Origin of the sequence: Promicromonospora sp. AC04 (genome assembly GCF_003058225.1) — a bacterium.
Classification (GTDB): Bacteria; Actinomycetota; Actinomycetes; order Actinomycetales; family Cellulomonadaceae; genus Promicromonospora.
The window spans coordinates 88,622-103,721 of sequence record NZ_QBUG01000003.1; the positions used below are offsets into that span (position 1 = coordinate 88,622).

At 71.6% G+C, this 15,100-nt stretch carries 14 protein-coding genes and 1 pseudogene; 8 read left to right on the plus strand and 7 right to left on the minus strand.

Annotated elements, in window-relative coordinates; all coding sequences use genetic code 11:
- Positions 1–299 precede the first annotated feature (299 nt).
- Both C8K30_RS31790 and C8K30_RS09535 read right to left on the minus strand, forming a co-directional pair.
- A pseudogene (locus C8K30_RS31790) lies at positions 300–1,466 on the minus strand (FAD-dependent oxidoreductase); the annotation flags it as partial.
- 33 nt (positions 1,467–1,499) lie between these two features.
- Complete coding sequence (locus tag C8K30_RS09535; protein WP_158280972.1) at positions 1,500–2,492, minus strand: helix-turn-helix domain-containing protein; 993 nt, start codon at positions 2,490–2,492, stop codon at positions 1,500–1,502.
- Between the two features lie 178 nt (positions 2,493–2,670).
- Here C8K30_RS09535 and C8K30_RS09540 point away from each other — a divergent pair, with 178 nt between their 5' ends.
- Together C8K30_RS09540 and C8K30_RS09545 are read left to right on the plus strand one after the other, a co-directional pair.
- Positions 2,671–3,393, plus strand: coding sequence for a histidine phosphatase family protein (locus C8K30_RS09540; protein WP_108492677.1), 723 nt, complete (start codon positions 2,671–2,673; stop codon positions 3,391–3,393).
- 47 nt (positions 3,394–3,440) lie between these two features.
- Positions 3,441–3,932, plus strand: a complete 492-nt coding sequence (locus C8K30_RS09545; RefSeq protein WP_108492678.1) for a PH domain-containing protein — start codon at positions 3,441–3,443, stop codon at positions 3,930–3,932.
- A 76-nt stretch (positions 3,933–4,008) separates the two neighbouring features.
- On the opposite strand, the gene C8K30_RS09550 is transcribed toward C8K30_RS09545, so the two are convergent.
- Complete coding sequence (locus tag C8K30_RS09550; RefSeq protein ID WP_108492679.1) at positions 4,009–4,800, minus strand: MerR family transcriptional regulator; 792 nt, start codon at positions 4,798–4,800, stop codon at positions 4,009–4,011.
- Positions 4,801–4,845: 45 nt separating this feature from the next.
- On the opposite strand from C8K30_RS09550, the gene C8K30_RS09555 reads away from it, so the two are divergent.
- Positions 4,846–5,307 (plus strand): DUF6194 family protein, encoded by a 462-nt coding sequence (locus C8K30_RS09555; RefSeq protein WP_233257082.1) that lies wholly within the window; start codon positions 4,846–4,848, stop codon positions 5,305–5,307.
- A gap of 275 nt (positions 5,308–5,582) precedes the next feature.
- Here the strand turns inward: C8K30_RS09555 and C8K30_RS09560 are convergent, their stop codons facing one another.
- Positions 5,583–6,155, minus strand: a complete 573-nt coding sequence (locus C8K30_RS09560) for a TetR/AcrR family transcriptional regulator (protein ID WP_108492680.1) — start codon at positions 6,153–6,155, stop codon at positions 5,583–5,585.
- A gap of 85 nt (positions 6,156–6,240) precedes the next feature.
- On the opposite strand from C8K30_RS09560, the gene C8K30_RS09565 reads away from it, so the two are divergent.
- Entirely contained in the window at positions 6,241–7,188 is a 948-nt protein-coding gene (locus C8K30_RS09565) for a ketopantoate reductase family protein (RefSeq protein WP_108492681.1), read from the plus strand.
- Positions 7,189–7,197: 9 nt separating this feature from the next.
- Here the strand turns inward: C8K30_RS09565 and C8K30_RS09570 are convergent, their stop codons facing one another.
- Positions 7,198–7,935: an MOSC domain-containing protein gene (locus tag C8K30_RS09570; protein WP_108492682.1), complete on the minus strand. Its 738-nt coding sequence runs from the start codon at positions 7,933–7,935 to the stop codon at positions 7,198–7,200.
- Positions 7,936–7,971: 36 nt separating this feature from the next.
- Positions 7,972–9,210 carry a metallophosphoesterase family protein gene (locus tag C8K30_RS09575; protein ID WP_233257083.1) on the minus strand — a complete coding sequence of 413 codons (1,239 nt, stop codon included), beginning with the start codon at positions 9,208–9,210 and terminating at the stop codon, positions 7,972–7,974.
- A 212-nt stretch (positions 9,211–9,422) separates the two neighbouring features.
- Here C8K30_RS09575 and C8K30_RS09580 point away from each other — a divergent pair, with 212 nt between their 5' ends.
- The 4 genes from C8K30_RS09580 (at position 9,423) to C8K30_RS30930 (ending at position 13,796) form a co-directional block, all read left to right on the plus strand.
- Positions 9,423–10,796, plus strand: a complete 1,374-nt coding sequence (locus C8K30_RS09580; RefSeq protein ID WP_233257084.1) for an NAD(P)/FAD-dependent oxidoreductase — start codon at positions 9,423–9,425, stop codon at positions 10,794–10,796.
- 153 nt (positions 10,797–10,949) lie between these two features.
- On the plus strand, positions 10,950–12,011 hold the full coding sequence (locus C8K30_RS09585; RefSeq protein ID WP_233257085.1) for a glycoside hydrolase family 5 protein: 1,062 nt from the start codon (positions 10,950–10,952) through the stop codon (positions 12,009–12,011).
- Positions 12,012–12,050: 39 nt separating this feature from the next.
- Positions 12,051–12,455, plus strand: a complete 405-nt coding sequence (locus C8K30_RS09590) for a helix-turn-helix transcriptional regulator (protein WP_108492684.1) — start codon at positions 12,051–12,053, stop codon at positions 12,453–12,455.
- 48 nt (positions 12,456–12,503) lie between these two features.
- On the plus strand, positions 12,504–13,796 hold the full coding sequence (locus C8K30_RS30930; protein WP_199230426.1) for a low molecular weight phosphatase family protein: 1,293 nt from the start codon (positions 12,504–12,506) through the stop codon (positions 13,794–13,796).
- Here the strand turns inward: C8K30_RS30930 and C8K30_RS09600 are convergent.
- Positions 13,778–14,956: a hypothetical protein gene (locus tag C8K30_RS09600; RefSeq protein ID WP_108492685.1), complete on the minus strand. Its 1,179-nt coding sequence runs from the start codon at positions 14,954–14,956 to the stop codon at positions 13,778–13,780. The genes C8K30_RS30930 and C8K30_RS09600 overlap by 19 nt on opposite strands.
- Between the last annotated feature and the right edge of the window lie 144 nt (positions 14,957–15,100).

Sequence of the window (15,100 nt, forward strand, 5' to 3'; positions counted from 1 at the left end):
CTGGGGAGAACCGTCGGGACGATCGCCGCCGACTCGTAGAACTGGCCCATGTCCACGCCGTGCGCGTTGAACTCGTAGTGCTTGAGGTCCATCGCCTCCACGAGCGCCGCGCGCTTGGCCGCGCCGGCCGGGGTGTTCGCCTTGCGCTCGTCGATCGCGGCCTGCATCGCCTCCGGCGTCTCGGCGTCCAGGACCCCGAGCACCTCCATGAAGCGGAACTCGCCGCCCGACTTGTTGGCGCGCAGCACGATCTGCTCCGCGACCGGCGCGCGCTCGGTCGAGTACGTGTCCAGGAGCGACGGCGCGGCCTGCCCGCCCAGCACCGCGGCGATCTTCCAGGCCAGGTTGTACGAGTCCTGGACCGACGTGTTGGAGCCCAGGCCGTTGCTCGGCGGGTGCCGGTGCACGGCATCGCCCGCACAGAAGACGCGGCCGGACTGCAGGTGCGTGGCGTACATCTGGTTGTTGCCCCACAGCGAGTAGCCGGTGATCTCCACGTCCAGGTCGTCGACGCCCACGAGCTGGCGCACGATCTCGGCCGCGGCGTCGTCGTCGAGCTGCGGCGGCTCGCCCGCGATGTCGTAGCCCCAGACGATGAGCCACTCGTTCCACGGCCGGACCATGCGGACCAGGCCGGCGCCGATGCCGCCCACGTTCGAGCCCGGCTGCAGCACCCAGTACAGGACGGACGGGCGGTGGCCCACGAGGTGCGTGAGGTCGGCCTTGAACGTGATGTTCATGGAGCCGGCGATGTCCATCGCGCCCTCCATGGGCAGGCCGATGTCGGCGGCCACCTGGGAGCGGGCGCCGTCGCCGCCGATCAGGTACTTCGACCGGATCGTGTACTCGGTGCCGGTGACGCGGTCGAGCACTCGGGTGCTGACGCCGTCGGCGTCCTGCGTGTGGCTCAGGTACTCCGTGGAGAACCGCGACTGGGTACCCCGCTGCGTCGCGTTCTTCACCAGGATCGGCTCGAGGTAGGTCTGCGGGATGTCCACCGTGAGCGACGGCGAGGCGAGCCGCGCGTCGCCCTCCCGGGCAGGGTGCGTCTCCCAGGTGAGGATGCGGCCGATCTCCTCGCCCGCGATCGTCGTGCAGAACACCGTGTCGCCGACCAGCTCGTGCGGCGTGGCGTCCGCGAGCACCTGGTCCTCGATGCCCAGGTCGCGGAAGATCTCCATGGTCCGCTGGTTCGTGATGTGCGCGCGGGGCGTGTTCGCCGTCCAGCGGTACTTGGTGATCATGATGTTGCCGATCCCCAGGCTGGACAGGAACAGGGCCGCGGACGCGCCCGCGGGCCCTGAGCCCACGACCAGCACGTCGGTCTCGACGACTGTGTCGCTGCCGGTTGTGCTGCTCGTGCTGGGGCCGGTGCTGGGGAGTGCGGTCTCGGTCAGACCGTCGTCGAACTCAGGCATGCGCACGAGGGTGGCGCAGGCCCCGCGCGCCGGGAAAGGGCACGCCATGAAAGTCGGCGGAAAGTCTCAAGGCATCGTGTCTCAAGTGCGTGCGGAGAACGCGTACCGGCGGGCCTCCGACGGCGACATGCCCGCCTGCTCCCGGAACACGCGCGAGAACTGCGCGGCCGACGAGAACCCGCAGCGCAGGCCGATCGCCTCGACGGTCTGCGCCGCGTAGGCCGACCTGCGCAGCATGCGGCCCGCCAGCTCCACGCGTCGCCGGGCGACGAACCGCGGCACGCTCGTGCCGCGCTCGGCGAACACGCGCGAGAGCTGCCGCTCGCTCAGGCCGATCGCAGCGGCGATCCGGCGCGCGGACAGCGTGGGGTCGCGCAGCCACCGCCGCACGTACTGCTCGGCCGCGGCGAAGTGCGTGCCGGCGGCCTGCGCCTCGGACGTCGGCGGCTGTGCCAGCGCGGCCGCGACCAGGTCGAGTGCGGCGCTCTCGTCGGCCGCGCCGTCGCCCCGGGGTCCCACCGCGCGCGCGACCAGGGCGGCCAGGGCCGCCGCATAGGTGTTGCCGCCCGACGCCGAGGCCGCGCCCGGTGTGCCGAAGTCGATGACGCGGGCGGTGCGCGGCACGGTGCCGCCGACCGAGCGAAACACCTCGTACGGGACCTTGATCGCGAGCTCCTCCAGACCCTGGGAGAACCCGCGCAGGAACGGCCGGTCGGCGTCGCACACCAGGAGCTGGCCGGGGCGCAGCATCCGCACACCGTCGTCGTGGTAGAAGACCGCCTCGCCCACGAGCGTGAAGTACAGGGCCACCGATTCGGTGGGGCGGGTGCGGACCGTGCGTGCGGTGCGCTCGACGGCGTGCGGGTTGGCCTCGACGTGTGCCAGGTGCAGCCGGTCCAGCTGGAGGTTCGCCTCGGACGCCTCGAGCGCCGCCCCCTCGGGCATGCGGCACTGCAACGCCACCAGGGCGTCGGCGTTGTGCTCCTCCCACAGCTCGATCCGCCGCGCTGCGGGCAGGCCGCGCGTGGAGAAGCGGTGGACGGCGCCGTGCGACGCCGGTGTGGCACGGGTCACGGTGCTCAGGGTAGGTGCAGGGTGCGGCGTGCACCAGGACTCCTTGCGATAGGCCCGCGTGTTGGCCCCGGCGTGTTTGGGCAGGTCAGGGAGCGACAGCACGGGAGGACGCCCCGCGGGCGCGAGCGAGCAGCTTTCAGGGGGTGCGCTCCGCCGTCGGGCGCGGGATGCTCCAGCCATGCCCGAGGAGACGACGCCCGCGACTCAGCACACCTCTCAGCCCGATCCGCGGAGCGGCGCTCAGCCGCCCGCCCTGAAGCCCCCGCGCGACCCGCAGCTCGTGCTGCTGCGGCACGGCGAGACCGAGTGGAGCGCCAGCGGGCAGCACACGGGACGCACCGACATCCCGCTCACCGCGGCGGGCGAGGCGCAGGCCCGCTCCGCCGGGGCGACTCTCGCCGACTACGAGTTCGCCGCCGTCTACACGTCCCCGCTGACCCGGGCGCGGCGGACGGCGGAGCTCGCAGGGCATCCCGACGCCGTCGTCGACGATGACCTCGCCGAGTGGGACTACGGGCCCGTCGACGGCCGCACCTCGCACGACGTCTCCGAGATCCTGGGGCGCGAGTTCCAGATCTTCGACGACGGCGTCCGCGTGCTGCCGCCGTCGGCCCAGCACGGCGGGGGCCGGGTGGGCGAGACCCTGGAGCAGGTCGCCGAGCGGGCGGCGCGGGTCGTCGCTCGGGCGGAGCAGGCGCTCGGCGGTCAGGCCGGGTCGGGTGGCGGACGCGACGTGCTGCTCGTCGCGCACGGCCACCTGCTGCGCGTGCTCGCCACGGTCTGGCTCGGTGCGGACCCGCGCCTCGCGGCCCGGTTCGAGCTGGGCACCGCCGCCGTCTGCCTGTTGGGCTACGGGCACAGCCTGCGCACGATCGAGGGATGGAACCTGGCCGCGCAGTAACGGGCAAGGAGTAGATCCCGTTGGCGCAGTAGGGCAGTATTCGCGGCATGAGGGAAGAGCACCTCGCCGAAGGCGAGACCATCGTGATGCAGCTCCGCACCCACCCGAAGAAGGTCGTCAAGCCGATCCTCCTGCTGGTGCTGCTGATCGCGATCCTCGTCGCAGTGTGGGTGCTGCCGCTGCCGGTCGACGAGATCGTGCTCTGGTTCGCGACGCTCGTGCTCGTGGTGCTCGGCCTGGTCGCCGCCGCGGGGCCGTTCCTGCGCTGGCGGACCACCCGCTACATCATCACCAACCAGCGCGTCGCGCTGCGCACCGGCATCCTGACGCAGACCGGCCGGGACATCCCGCTGTACCGGATCAACAACGTCACGTTCGAGAAGCAGCTCAGCGACCGGTTCTTCGGTTGCGGCACCCTCGTGATCTCCGACGGCACGGACCAGCCGGGCATGGTGCTCGACGACGTGCCCGACGTCGAGCAGGTGCAGCGCACCCTCCAGGACCTGGTCCGCCAGGGCAAACAGCTGAGCGACGACTAAGTCTCGCCCCCTCGTACCCCGTTGAGTGCTGGATTTTCGCCCCGAAACACAGCCGTGGAGGGCGAAGATCCAGCACTCACGTGATCGGGTCGATGATCACGGCGAGGTCCGCGCCCGCGCGGAGCAGGGCGATCGTGCGGGCGGCGATCTGGTCGAGGCGCCCGTCCAGGATCTGTCGGGCCTCGGTGATTCCTTCGGAGATGCCCTCGAGGCGGTGGAGCGTCGCGACGACGTCTTGCACCGCGGGAATGCCGTACCCGCTGCTGCGCAGCGCAGTCACTATGCGCGCCTCGCGGACGGCGGCCGGCCCGTACTGGCGGGCGCGCAGGGTCGTCACCCGCTGCGGGACCGCGAGCCCCTCCTGCTCCCAGAAGCGGAGCGTTGACGTGCGCACGCCCAGCGCTCCGGCGAGCTCGGTGATGGTCATCGTGTCGGCGCCCGCGCTGCCTGCGGCCGTGGCGCCGTCGTCCGCGCCACCGCCGTCGGGCACTGCCGCCTCGGCCTGGATGGCGCTCAGCGCCTCCTGCGCACGGAGCGCCTCGTCACGCTCGCGCGCCAGCCGGACGTGCACGACGCCGATCGCGGCAGCGGCGTCGGCGAGGCTGCCGGCCCTCGGCTCGGCGAACAGCTCGGCGAGCAAACGCCGCGCCTCGACCGGTCCGGCCGCGACCGCGAGCCCCCGGTAGGCGCGCAGCGCCCGGACGTGCGCCGGCCCGTAGGTCCGGTAGCCGTTGGCCGCGCGGACGGCGGGCGGGATGACGCCCAGCCGCTCCAGGTCCCGGACCTGCTGCACGGAGTACCCGGACTCCCGCGCGACGTCAGCCGTGCGGAGCGGCCGGTGGTAGTCCCGCGTCTGTCTCTCTCGCATCGGTCGCCCAACCCCACATAAGCACTTGAAGGTGATCCTTGAACCATGAGCAGCAACCTGAGTATCGACCAGATCATCGGCGCCGTGCGGGACCTCGAGGGCGCCCTCGTCGTCGCGCCCGCCGTCGGCGACGCCGAGTTTCCGGAGCTGGCCTGGGGCGACGCCTTCTTCTACTACGCGCCCGACGGCCAGATGCCCCGGAACGTCCAGCCGTACGGGACGATCGTCACCAAGAACTACCCGGACGACGCGGCCTCGGACCTCGACCCGGCGGGCCGCTGGCGCGTGAACATCCACGTCGACCGCGCCACGTTCCAGGCGTTGACCGACCCGGCGTCGATCGACCCGGCCACGCCCGACGTCGTGCAGCCGCACCCGGTCTACGGGTCGGCCGGCTGGATCGCCGTCGTAAACCCGGGGCGCGAGACGGGCGACACCGTGCTCCGGCTCCTGCGCGAGGCCCACGAAGCCGCCCGCGCCCGCTTCGACCGCCGAAGGCCGGCGTAGCGGAAAGGCTGCGGCCCGGGAAATGACCATGCGGTTGCTCCCGCATCCGGCGTCAGATCCGGGAGCAACCGCATGGTCAACTGCCGGGTCTCACTCGTACGGCCAGGGCCCGTCCGGCGAATGGCCTGGTCACTGCTGGCCCTGCTGGACCAGGTGAGCGTCAAGCGCGACGCCTGCGGCGGCGGGCGCCCGCCCGTCGGTCAGACCGAAGCCGACGCGCCTTGTCCCCGACTCCCGGCGATCGCCATCAGGTCGGGGAGCGTCTCACCAGACGGTCATCGACCTGAGTGTCTTCGAAGGCCGGCGAGGACGAGGGTGATGACGCCGTCCGCGTCGGTTCGGTAGGCCGGGTGGTCGTAGGCAGCGGAGATGCCGTGGAGGGTCATCATGACGGCGCCGGCGCCGACGTCGTCGCGGATGGTTCCGGTCTTGGCGGCGGCGGCCAGGAGGTCGGCGACGACCTGGCCCAGGGCTTGGGCGCCCTCCGCCAGCGCGCTCGAGCGGGTGGCCATGAGCGTCGCGAGGGTGCGGGCGAGGCCCTCGTGGGAGTGCAGGTGGTCGACGAAGCCGCGCAGGAAGGACTCCAGCGCTTCGTCGGCGGGGAGGGTGGCTTGCAGCTCGCGGGCGCGGTCGCACATCGCGGTGAGTTCTTCGCGGTAGACCGCTTCGGCCAGGGCTTCGCGGGTGGGGAAGTGGCGGTACAGCGTGCCGGTGCCCACGCCGGCCAGCTTGGCGAAGTCGTCGAAGCGCAGGTCGAAGCAGCCCTCGGCGAAGAGTTCGCGGGCCTTGGCGATCAGGGCGTCGCGGTTGCGTCGGGCATCGGCGCGTAGTGGCTTGGTATCGGTCACGCGGGCCCCCGGGTTGACAAGTGGAGATCATCTCCATATTTTGAAGTGGAGACGATCTCCAATTATAGGCGTTGCGAGGTGCCGCGTGAAGATCTTGATGTTCGGCCGGGGCGTGATCGGCGCGATGTACGGAAGGGCCCTGGAACGGGCCGGGCACCAAGTCGAGTTCTATGTCCGGCCTGGGCGGGCTGCGGCCTACGGGGACGCGATCGACCTTGATCTCCTCGACGCGCGGCGACGGCCGTGGGGAGAGCGGGTCGCCGAGAGATGGCCGGTGCGCTATCGCGAGTCGCTGGAGCCCGACCATGACTTCGATCTGATCGTGCTGAGCGTGCAGCACTACGGCTTCGCGGAGGCCGCGGCCTTCCTTGGGCCGCGCGTGGGCGGGGCCACCGTGCTCGTCTTCAACAACCTGTGGGTCGAGCCGCTGACCGCGACAGAACACCTCCCCGCCGATCAGGTGGCCTGGGGCTTTCCCGGTGCCGGCGGCGGCTTCGGCGACGACGGTGTGCTGCGCGGGGCTCTGCTGCCCGTGGCCTTCTTCGGCACTCTCGACCGACCGCCGACCGAGCGCGAGCGAGCCGTGCGCCATGTGTTTCGCGAGGCCGGGTTCAGGATCCAGGAGAACTCCGACTTCCGAGGCTGGCTGTCGATCCACTTCGTCCAGAACGCGGGCCTGCACACGCAGAGCCTGAGGCTGGGCTCCCTGTCCACGCTGGCGTCCGGCGACGTACGCGAGGCGATCCTTGCCGTCCGCGAGCTGCTCCCGCTCGTCGAGGCTCGTGGCGTCGACCTGCGGCGGCATCGGATCGACCTGCTGCCCTTCACGGCGCCCGTCTGGATAGCAGCACCGGCACTCGCCTGGATGTTCGGTCACTTCCCGCCGATGCGCGTGGTGATGCAGGCCCACGCCAACCCCGAGGAGCTGCGCGCAGTCTGCCGCGACACCCTGGCGGAAGCGCGCAGGCTGGGCGTGGAGGTGCCCCGGCTGGAAGCGGCCGAGCCCTACTTCACCGGCGAAAGAACGATCTGACCCAGGCCGCTAGTCGATGACGGCGCGGCCCGCCGCCTGCTCGCAGCGGCTGAGCATGTTGATGCTGAGCCGGATCTCGCCGGTGGCGTGCGCGTTCAGCAGCCGCTGCGCCAGCTTCTCCAGGGTGTCGGGGTCGGGTGCACCCTTCTCGTCGGCCGCTGCGGCATCCGGTCCGGCACCCGTCGTCGGGTCCTCCCCGCGCGCGACGCCGAAGCGCCCGGCGAACCAGTCCGCGACGGTCACCTCGTGCGCGGGCCGGTGCACGACGTCGACGGTGTCGCCCGCGCCGATCTCACCGTTCTCGATAACGCGCAGGAAGGTACCCGTGCGGTTCGCCTGGGTGAACCGGCGCACCCAGCGCTGCTCGCCGAGCCGCCGGCCGAAGGTCTGACAGGGCACGCGTGGTTGCGTGACCTCGAGCAGCGCCGAACCGACCTGCCACCGCTCGCCGATCACGGCGTGGTTCACGTCGAGGCCGCGGGTACGCAGGTTCTCGCCGAACAGGCCGGGAGCGACCTCCCTGCCCAGCTCGGCGGACCAGAAGTCGGCGTCCTCCTGGGCGTACGCGTAGACGGCCTGGTCCAGGCCACCATGGTTGGCGCGGTCGGCCTGGATGTCCGCGTACAGGCCGTAGGGCCGGACCTTGATCCGCCCCTCGACCGGCCGCTTGTCGATCGCCGTGACACCCACGGTGCCGGCGTCGGGGTGCAGGACGTACACACGACAGACCGCGAGGATTTCAGCCATGGGCACATGCTCTCATCCGCGCGGCCACGCTCCTCGCTACTTGCCCTGCGGCAGCGGGAGCGGCTCCATCCACTGGTCGTTGGCCGTGAGGTCGATGCCGTACTCGGCGGCGAACCGCATGCGCGTCCCGGTCAGCACGCCGTCGACCGACTCGTCGAGGTCGTAGACCCGCGCGCCGCGCAGCCGGTTCCGCTCGGCGCCCTCCAGACCGTACGTGCCGAACCCGGTGTTCCCCGCGTACCCGAGCAGCACGCCGTAGTAGTCGCCCGAGTAGGTGTTCACGTGGTCGTGGCCGCAGAACACGCCGCGGACGTCGCCCCGGTGCTGGATCGCGGAGAACATGCCGGAGTTGAACGGCCCCGGGCACTCCTCCTCGTTCCGCTCGCCGTCGATCCGGTGCCGGGCCTTGCCGCGCTCGTGGTCGGCGTCGGTCCGCCCGTCGACCGAGCCGAACCACATGAACCGGTACTCCCACAGCGGGATGTGGATGAACATGAGGGCCGGGACGACGTGCCCGGCCCGCCGCTCGATCTCGACCGACGTGTCGTAGTACCACTTGACCTGGTCCATGCGCAGCCAGTCCCACGTGGGATAGCCGTCGAAGTCCTGGCCCGCCAGCGTGTCGGGCGCGTACCGCCCCGAGTCGAGCAGCCACAGGTTGAACGCCGGCCGGCCGCCCCGGCCCTCGATCAGCAGGTTCGAGTTGCCCTGCCCGGTGACGCCGCGCGCCGTCGGGCCGTTCACGTTGTAGCGGTAGGACCGGTAGAAGGCGAGCATGTCGGCCTCGTCCACGCCGCTGTTCGGCGTCGAGTCCTCGTCGTGGTTGCCGAAGGTGATGGCCCACGGCACCGCCCGCTCCTCCATCGGCTGCACCACGTTGTTCATCGCCTGGTGCATCTCCAGCGGGGTGTCGCAGCCGCCGGTGATGTTGTCGCCGTTCAGGATCACGAGGTCCGGCCGCTCGTCGTCGAGCACCGCGCACATGAGCTCGAGCGTGCGGCGGTCGATCTTCTCGTCGTCCTGCGTGTCGTTGAACTGGACGATCTTGAACTTGCCGTCGCGCCCGAACCGCAGCTCGCGCAGCGGATGCCGGCCGAGCTCCACGGCGGCCGACGCCGGCGCGGCGGCTCCGACGGTCGCGGCCGTCGCGGCGACCGTCGCGACGCCGGCCGCGCCGAGGCTGCCCAGGGACAGGAAGGTCCGGCGGTCGACGCCACCGGTGAGGCCGTCGCCGGCCAGGTCAGTTGTCTGCTCGCTCATACCCGTCTCACTCATGCGCACGACGATCGGAGGCCCGGCTGGCGGCTGCCCAACCGGCGGGTGGATCCACGGTGACGGTCTGCTGAACGCCTGCCGCTCGATACGTGCGCAGGCCGTGGGCTCCGCTCGCTCGGGTCGCTCTGGCTCTGTTCGCTCGGGTCGGTGGTGGTGTCGCCGGTAGTGCTTACGACAAACCACGGTAACCCGGCGGTGAGAGACTTTGGCGCGTGACCGACTCTGCACCCACCCCCGTGCATCCAACCGACGGCGAGGACGAGGACTACGGCCTCGAGACCCCACTGAGCGGGCACCCCGAACCGCTGCCGCACGTGGTCGTCGTGGGCGGCGGGTTCGCCGGCATGGCCACGGTGCGGGCGCTGAAGGATGCGCCGGTCCGGATCACGCTGATCGACCGCCGCGTCTACAACACGTTCCAGCCGCTGCTGTACCAGGTGGCGACGGGCGGCCTGAACCCGGGCGACGTCACCTACTTCCTGCGCGGCCTGCGGCTGCACCAGAAGAACGTGCACGTGATCCACGAGCACCTCGTGGAGGCGGACCACGAGGCGAAGAAGATCCGCCTGCTCAACGACCACTGGGTCAGCTACGACTACCTCGTGGTGACGGCGGGCGTGACCACCAACTTCTTCGGGACGCCCGGCGCCAAGGAGTACGCGTTCCCGATGTACTCCCGGTCGCAGGCGCTCCGGATCCGCGACAACCTCTTCATCCGCCTGGAGAAGGCCGCGAAGTCCAAGCGGCTCGACGACGGGCTGCGCGTCGTCGTCGTCGGCGGCGGCGCCACCGGGGTCGAGGTCGCGGGCGCGCTCGCGGAGCTGCGCACCGCCGGCCTCGAGCCCGCCTACCCCGAGATCCACGGCGACGCGTTCGAGGTCAAGGTGGTGCAGCGGGGCGGCGAGATCCTCAAGTCGTTCGCACCCAAGCTGCGCACCTACGCCACCAAGGAGCTGGCCCGCCGCGGGGTCTCGCTGCACCTGGGCGCGGGCGTCGCAGCCGTCGAGCCCTCCGCCGTGGTGCTCACCGACGGCAAGCGGATCCACGCCGACCTCACCGTCTGGTCCGCGGGCGTGCACCCCCACGACGAGGTGGCCGACTGGGGCCTGCCGCAGGACGACGGCGGCCGCATCAAGATCGGCGACGACATGCAGGTCGAGGGCCTCCCGGGCGTCTTCGCCGCGGGCGACATCGCGATCTCGCCGTCGGACCTGCCGCAGCTGGCCCAGCCCGCGATCCAGGGCGGTCTCGTGGTGGGCAAGAACATCCGCGCCCTGCTCGAGGGCCGCCCCCTGCACAAGCTGCGCTACGTCGACAAGGGCACGATGGCGGTGATCGGCCGCCGCGCCGCGATCGCCGAGATCAACCTGCCGGGGGGCAAGCCGCTGCGGATCACCAAGGGGTCGGCGTGGCTGGTGTGGCTGTTCGTGCACATCATGTCGCTGGTCGGGCCGCGCAACCGGGTCACGACGCTCGCCGGCCTGGCCACGCGGTACGGGTTCCCGTTCCACCGGCGTCCGATCCCGATCGTGGGCGACGTCCCCACGGTACGGCCGCCCAAGGCGCACCACCCCGGCCGGGGTTAAGCGTTTCACCCCCTTGTTCGCTCGCGCCTGCGAGGAGAGCCTTCGAGCAGTGCCGAACGCCTCGAAGGGGAGGGACCCGTGGGACCCACACGCGCTCTGCGATCGAACCGCGCTCTGCCGTCCACCCGCGCCGTCAGACCTGCACGCGGAGTCGTGTCCGTCACGAGCATCGCGGCGGCCGCCGTGCTGCTCGCGCCGCTGCTGGTCCCGCTGCTCGGTCAGCCGGCCGGCGCCGCGACCCCGGCGGCTCCCGACGGCGGCAGCGCCCCGGCGGGCGACCCGGCCGCCGTCGGTATCCACGTCAGCGGCGGGCAGCTCGTCGAGAGCAACGGGTCGCCCCTGCTGCTGCGCGGCGTCAGCCACGCCCACACCTGGTACGCCTCCGAGACCCGGTCGTTCGGCGACATCGCCGACGCCGGCGCGAACTCCGTCCGCGTGGTGCTCAGCGACGGGACCCGCTGGACGCGGAACGAGCCCGCGGACGTGGCGAACGTCGTCGGCCTGTGCGAGGAGAACCAGCTGATCTGCGTGCTCGAGGACCACGACACCACCGGTTATGGCGAGGAGGCCGCCGCCAGCACCCTCGACACCGCTGCCAGCTACTGGATCTCGCTGCTCCCCACCCTCCAGGGCACCGAGGACCGCGTGCTCATCAACCTCGGCAACGAGCCCTACGGCAACAACGCGGCGGTGAACGCGAGCTGGGCGGCCGATACGTCCGCCGCGATCCGGCGCCTGCGCGACGCGGGGTTCGAGCACACGATCATCGTGGACGCGCCGTCCTGGGGCCAGGACTGGCAGGGCATCATGCGGGACTCCGCCGACGACGTCCTCGCGGCCGACCCCGACGGCAACACCGTGTTCTCCGTGCACATGTACGGCGTCTACGACTCCGCGGCGGAGATCACCGCCTACCTCGACGCCTTCACGAGCCGGGGCCTGCCGATCATCGTGGGCGAGTTCGGGCACAACCACTCCGACGGCAATCCCGACGAGGACACGATCATGTCGTACACCCGGTCGCAGGGGATCGGCTGGTTCGCCTGGTCCTGGAGCGGCAACGGTGGCGGCGTCGAATATCTCGACATGGTGACGGGCTTCGACCCCGCACAGCGGACCTCGTGGGGCACCCGGGTCATCATCGGGCCCGACGGGCTCGCGGAGACCTCGGTGCGGGCGGGCGTCTTCGACGCCGGATCCGAGCTGCCGGACTAAACACATCCAGAAACTTCGATGCGTGGCAAGATGGGGGGCATGACGACGATCGCGCTCGAGCCCACACCGGCTCGGTCGGCATCCAGCCCCACGTCCGGTCCGGCGTCCGCGGCTCCGGCGTCGGGCGCCTGCTGCGCTCCCCTCGTACGCGAGGCCACCGACCCGGCCGCGGCTGCCGACCTTGCCCGCTCCTTCAAGGCACTGAGCGACGCCACCCGGGTTCGGCTGCTCTCGATCGTCGCGGCGCACGACGGCGGCGAGGCCTGCGTGTGCGATCTCACCGAACCCGTCGGCCTGAGCCAGCCCACCGTGAGCCACCACCTGAAGATCCTGGTCGACGCCGGTCTGCTCGCCCGGGAGCAGCGCGGCAAGTGGGCCTACTACTCGGTGGTGCCCGGCTCCCTCGACAGGCTCGGTGCGCTGCTCAGCGAAGCCGCGAGGTAACCTCGCTCCTGGCGCTCGGCCACACCGCCGTCGGCCAAGGAGAACCACATGACCCCGGACGAGCTGCGCTCCGCGCAAAAACTCACGATGGCGAACCCTGAGCGGTTGCGCCTGCTGGCCCGCATGCTCACGCACCCCGCGGGCCGCTCCAGCGCCGAGGATCTGGTGTACCGCCCCGCTGTGAACGAGCTGGGTCCGGATGACGTGCAGGTCGGCGACCCGGCCGGCGACCTGCGGGCCGGTGACCTGCAGCAGGGGGTGGGCGCCGCGCTGGCCCTCGCGGACGTGGAGCAGGACCTCGAGGCGCTGGTCGCGGTGGGGCTGGTCGCCGTCGTCGGGCCGGTGCCGGCGGGTGCGCTGTCCGGCTCTTCGCCGTCCGGCCGTTCGCCGTCCGGCCGTTCGCCGTCCGGCCGTTCGCCGTCTGGCCCTTCGCCGTCTCACTCGCTGCGGTCGAACCGGCTGCTCACCGCTCGGGGGCGCTCGAACGGGCCGCTGTACCGGGTGTCGTCGCGCGGCATCGCGCGGTTCGGCTCGGCGGCCCTCGCGGCCCCGCGTCACGCGGGCGAGGCAACCCTCGACGTGCACGATCACGACGCTCTCCTCGACCGGCTGACCGAGACCCTCTCCGCCGGGTTCGCTTCGAACGCGGGCGCTGGGACCGTGGACCGGCTCGTCCGCGAGTGCTACTCGGCGCTGCGCAAGCAGGTGGGGTCGTTCGGGCACCTGCCGGCGCTCACCGCGTGGCTCGCGACCGACCGGCTCGCCGCCATGACCGAGGTGACGCACGGCTCACCGCACGACGTGCTGTTCGTCTGCGTCCACAACACGGGCCGGTCCCAGATCGCGGCAGCGGTCACGCGGCGCCTCGCGGGCGACCGCATCCGCGTGCGCACAGCGGGGTCGAGGCCGGTCGCCGAACCCGACCCGATGACCGAGACCGTCCTCGCCCGCCGCGGACTCGACGGGCTCATCGAGTTCCCGCGCGAGCTCACGGACGACATCGTGCGCGCCTCCGGCGTGATCGTGACGATGGGCTGCGGCGATGCGTGCCCCGTCTACCCGGGACGCCGCTACCTCGACTGGCCGCTGGACGACCCTGCGGGCCGGCCGGTCGAGGAGGTCGAGCTGATCGTCGACGACATCACGGCGCGGGTGCGGTCGCTGATCGCGGAGATCGACGCGATGGCGGAACGGTCAGGGGCGGGGCTGTCCGTGCACCCGTCCGACGACGGCGCGCTCCCGGCGTGGCTGCCGCGCGGCTGGTTGCCGCGCACGGCCCGGCGCCCGTGGACCGCCGTCGCGACCGCACTCGGCGCGAAGGGTCAGCGGAAGGCGCGATAGCCGGTCGGCTCGACGCCCGGTCCCCAGCTCTCGAGCGCCCAGGTCGCGGCGTCGCCCATGGCCGCCGCGAGCGCCGGGAAGTCCTGGCGCAGGTTGAGGGCTCCCCATCTCCATCGGGACACCATGAGCTGCCGGTAGGACGGCGACCGGCCCTCGGGGCCCACGAACGGACGACCCTCGAGGGTGCTCTTCCACAGCCAACCGGTCATGAGCACCAGGTAGACCGCGCACGCCTGCCGGACGGCGAGATCCCAGCCCGGCTCGGCGACGACGTCGGGTGCGCGCACCGCCAGGCCGGCCGAGAACTCGGTGAAGAGCATGTCGGTGAGGCCGGCCGGCGGGTCGAAGACGCACCAGCAGGTCGCGAAGGGGAGCACCGCGTATGCCGCGGCGAAGGCGGCGTGCTCGACGTCAGTGCCCTCCAGGTCGAGGAACCACCAGCCGTCCGGGCCGAGCACCGCATTGTCGGGGCAGGTGTCCGTGGGCGAGACGATCGCGGCCGTGCCTGGGGTGCGCAGGTGCTGGGTGGCAGCCAGCTCGGACTCGATGGCGGCCCTCGTCCCGGATCCGGCACCGCCCGCGGTCACGGCTTCGAGGAGGCGGTCGACACCGTTGCGAAGGTCAGCGTCCGCGTTCCAGGGCTCCGCGTCGGCCAGGCGTCGGCGGGCTCGGGCGACCTGGTCTCGGGAGTCACCTGTCGCGCGACCGAGCGCTCGCGCCCAGGTCCGCGCGCCCTCCCAGGCAGCGTCGTGGTCGTCGCCGAGGAGCAGATCGGCGAGTGTGGGCAGGTCGCCGAGATCGGACATGACGATCAGGCGATGGTCCCGATCCTGCGCCAGCAGGCTTGGCGTACGAGAACACAGCTCGAGTCCGGCGCTCTCGCGCACGAACCCTCCGGCGTCGGACAGGAAGTGCTTGACGATCACCGTGGCCGGGATCTGCTTGTCCGCACTGGTTCGTTCGCTGTGTTGCTCGTCGGGCTGGTCGCCGTGCTGTTCGTCGTGCAGCTCGACCCTGCAGCGGAGCACGCGCGAACGCGCGGAACCACCGAGATCGACGGGGTCGACCAGGCGGGCGCCGTCGAACGCTGCTGTGCCCGATGCTGCTGTGCCCAGTGCTGCGGCGAGAGCCTTCTCGGCGAGGGAGATGGTGTCGTGCACCGGGCCAGTGTGCCTGCGTCTCGTCGGGGGTGACCAGCGTATTCACAGGGCTGTGGACAACCTCTGTGGATAACCCGGCGTAGAGGGCATCCGCGGATCGCATCGCCTGGGCGGAGGGGTGGGGAATGTCAGTGACTGGGTGCA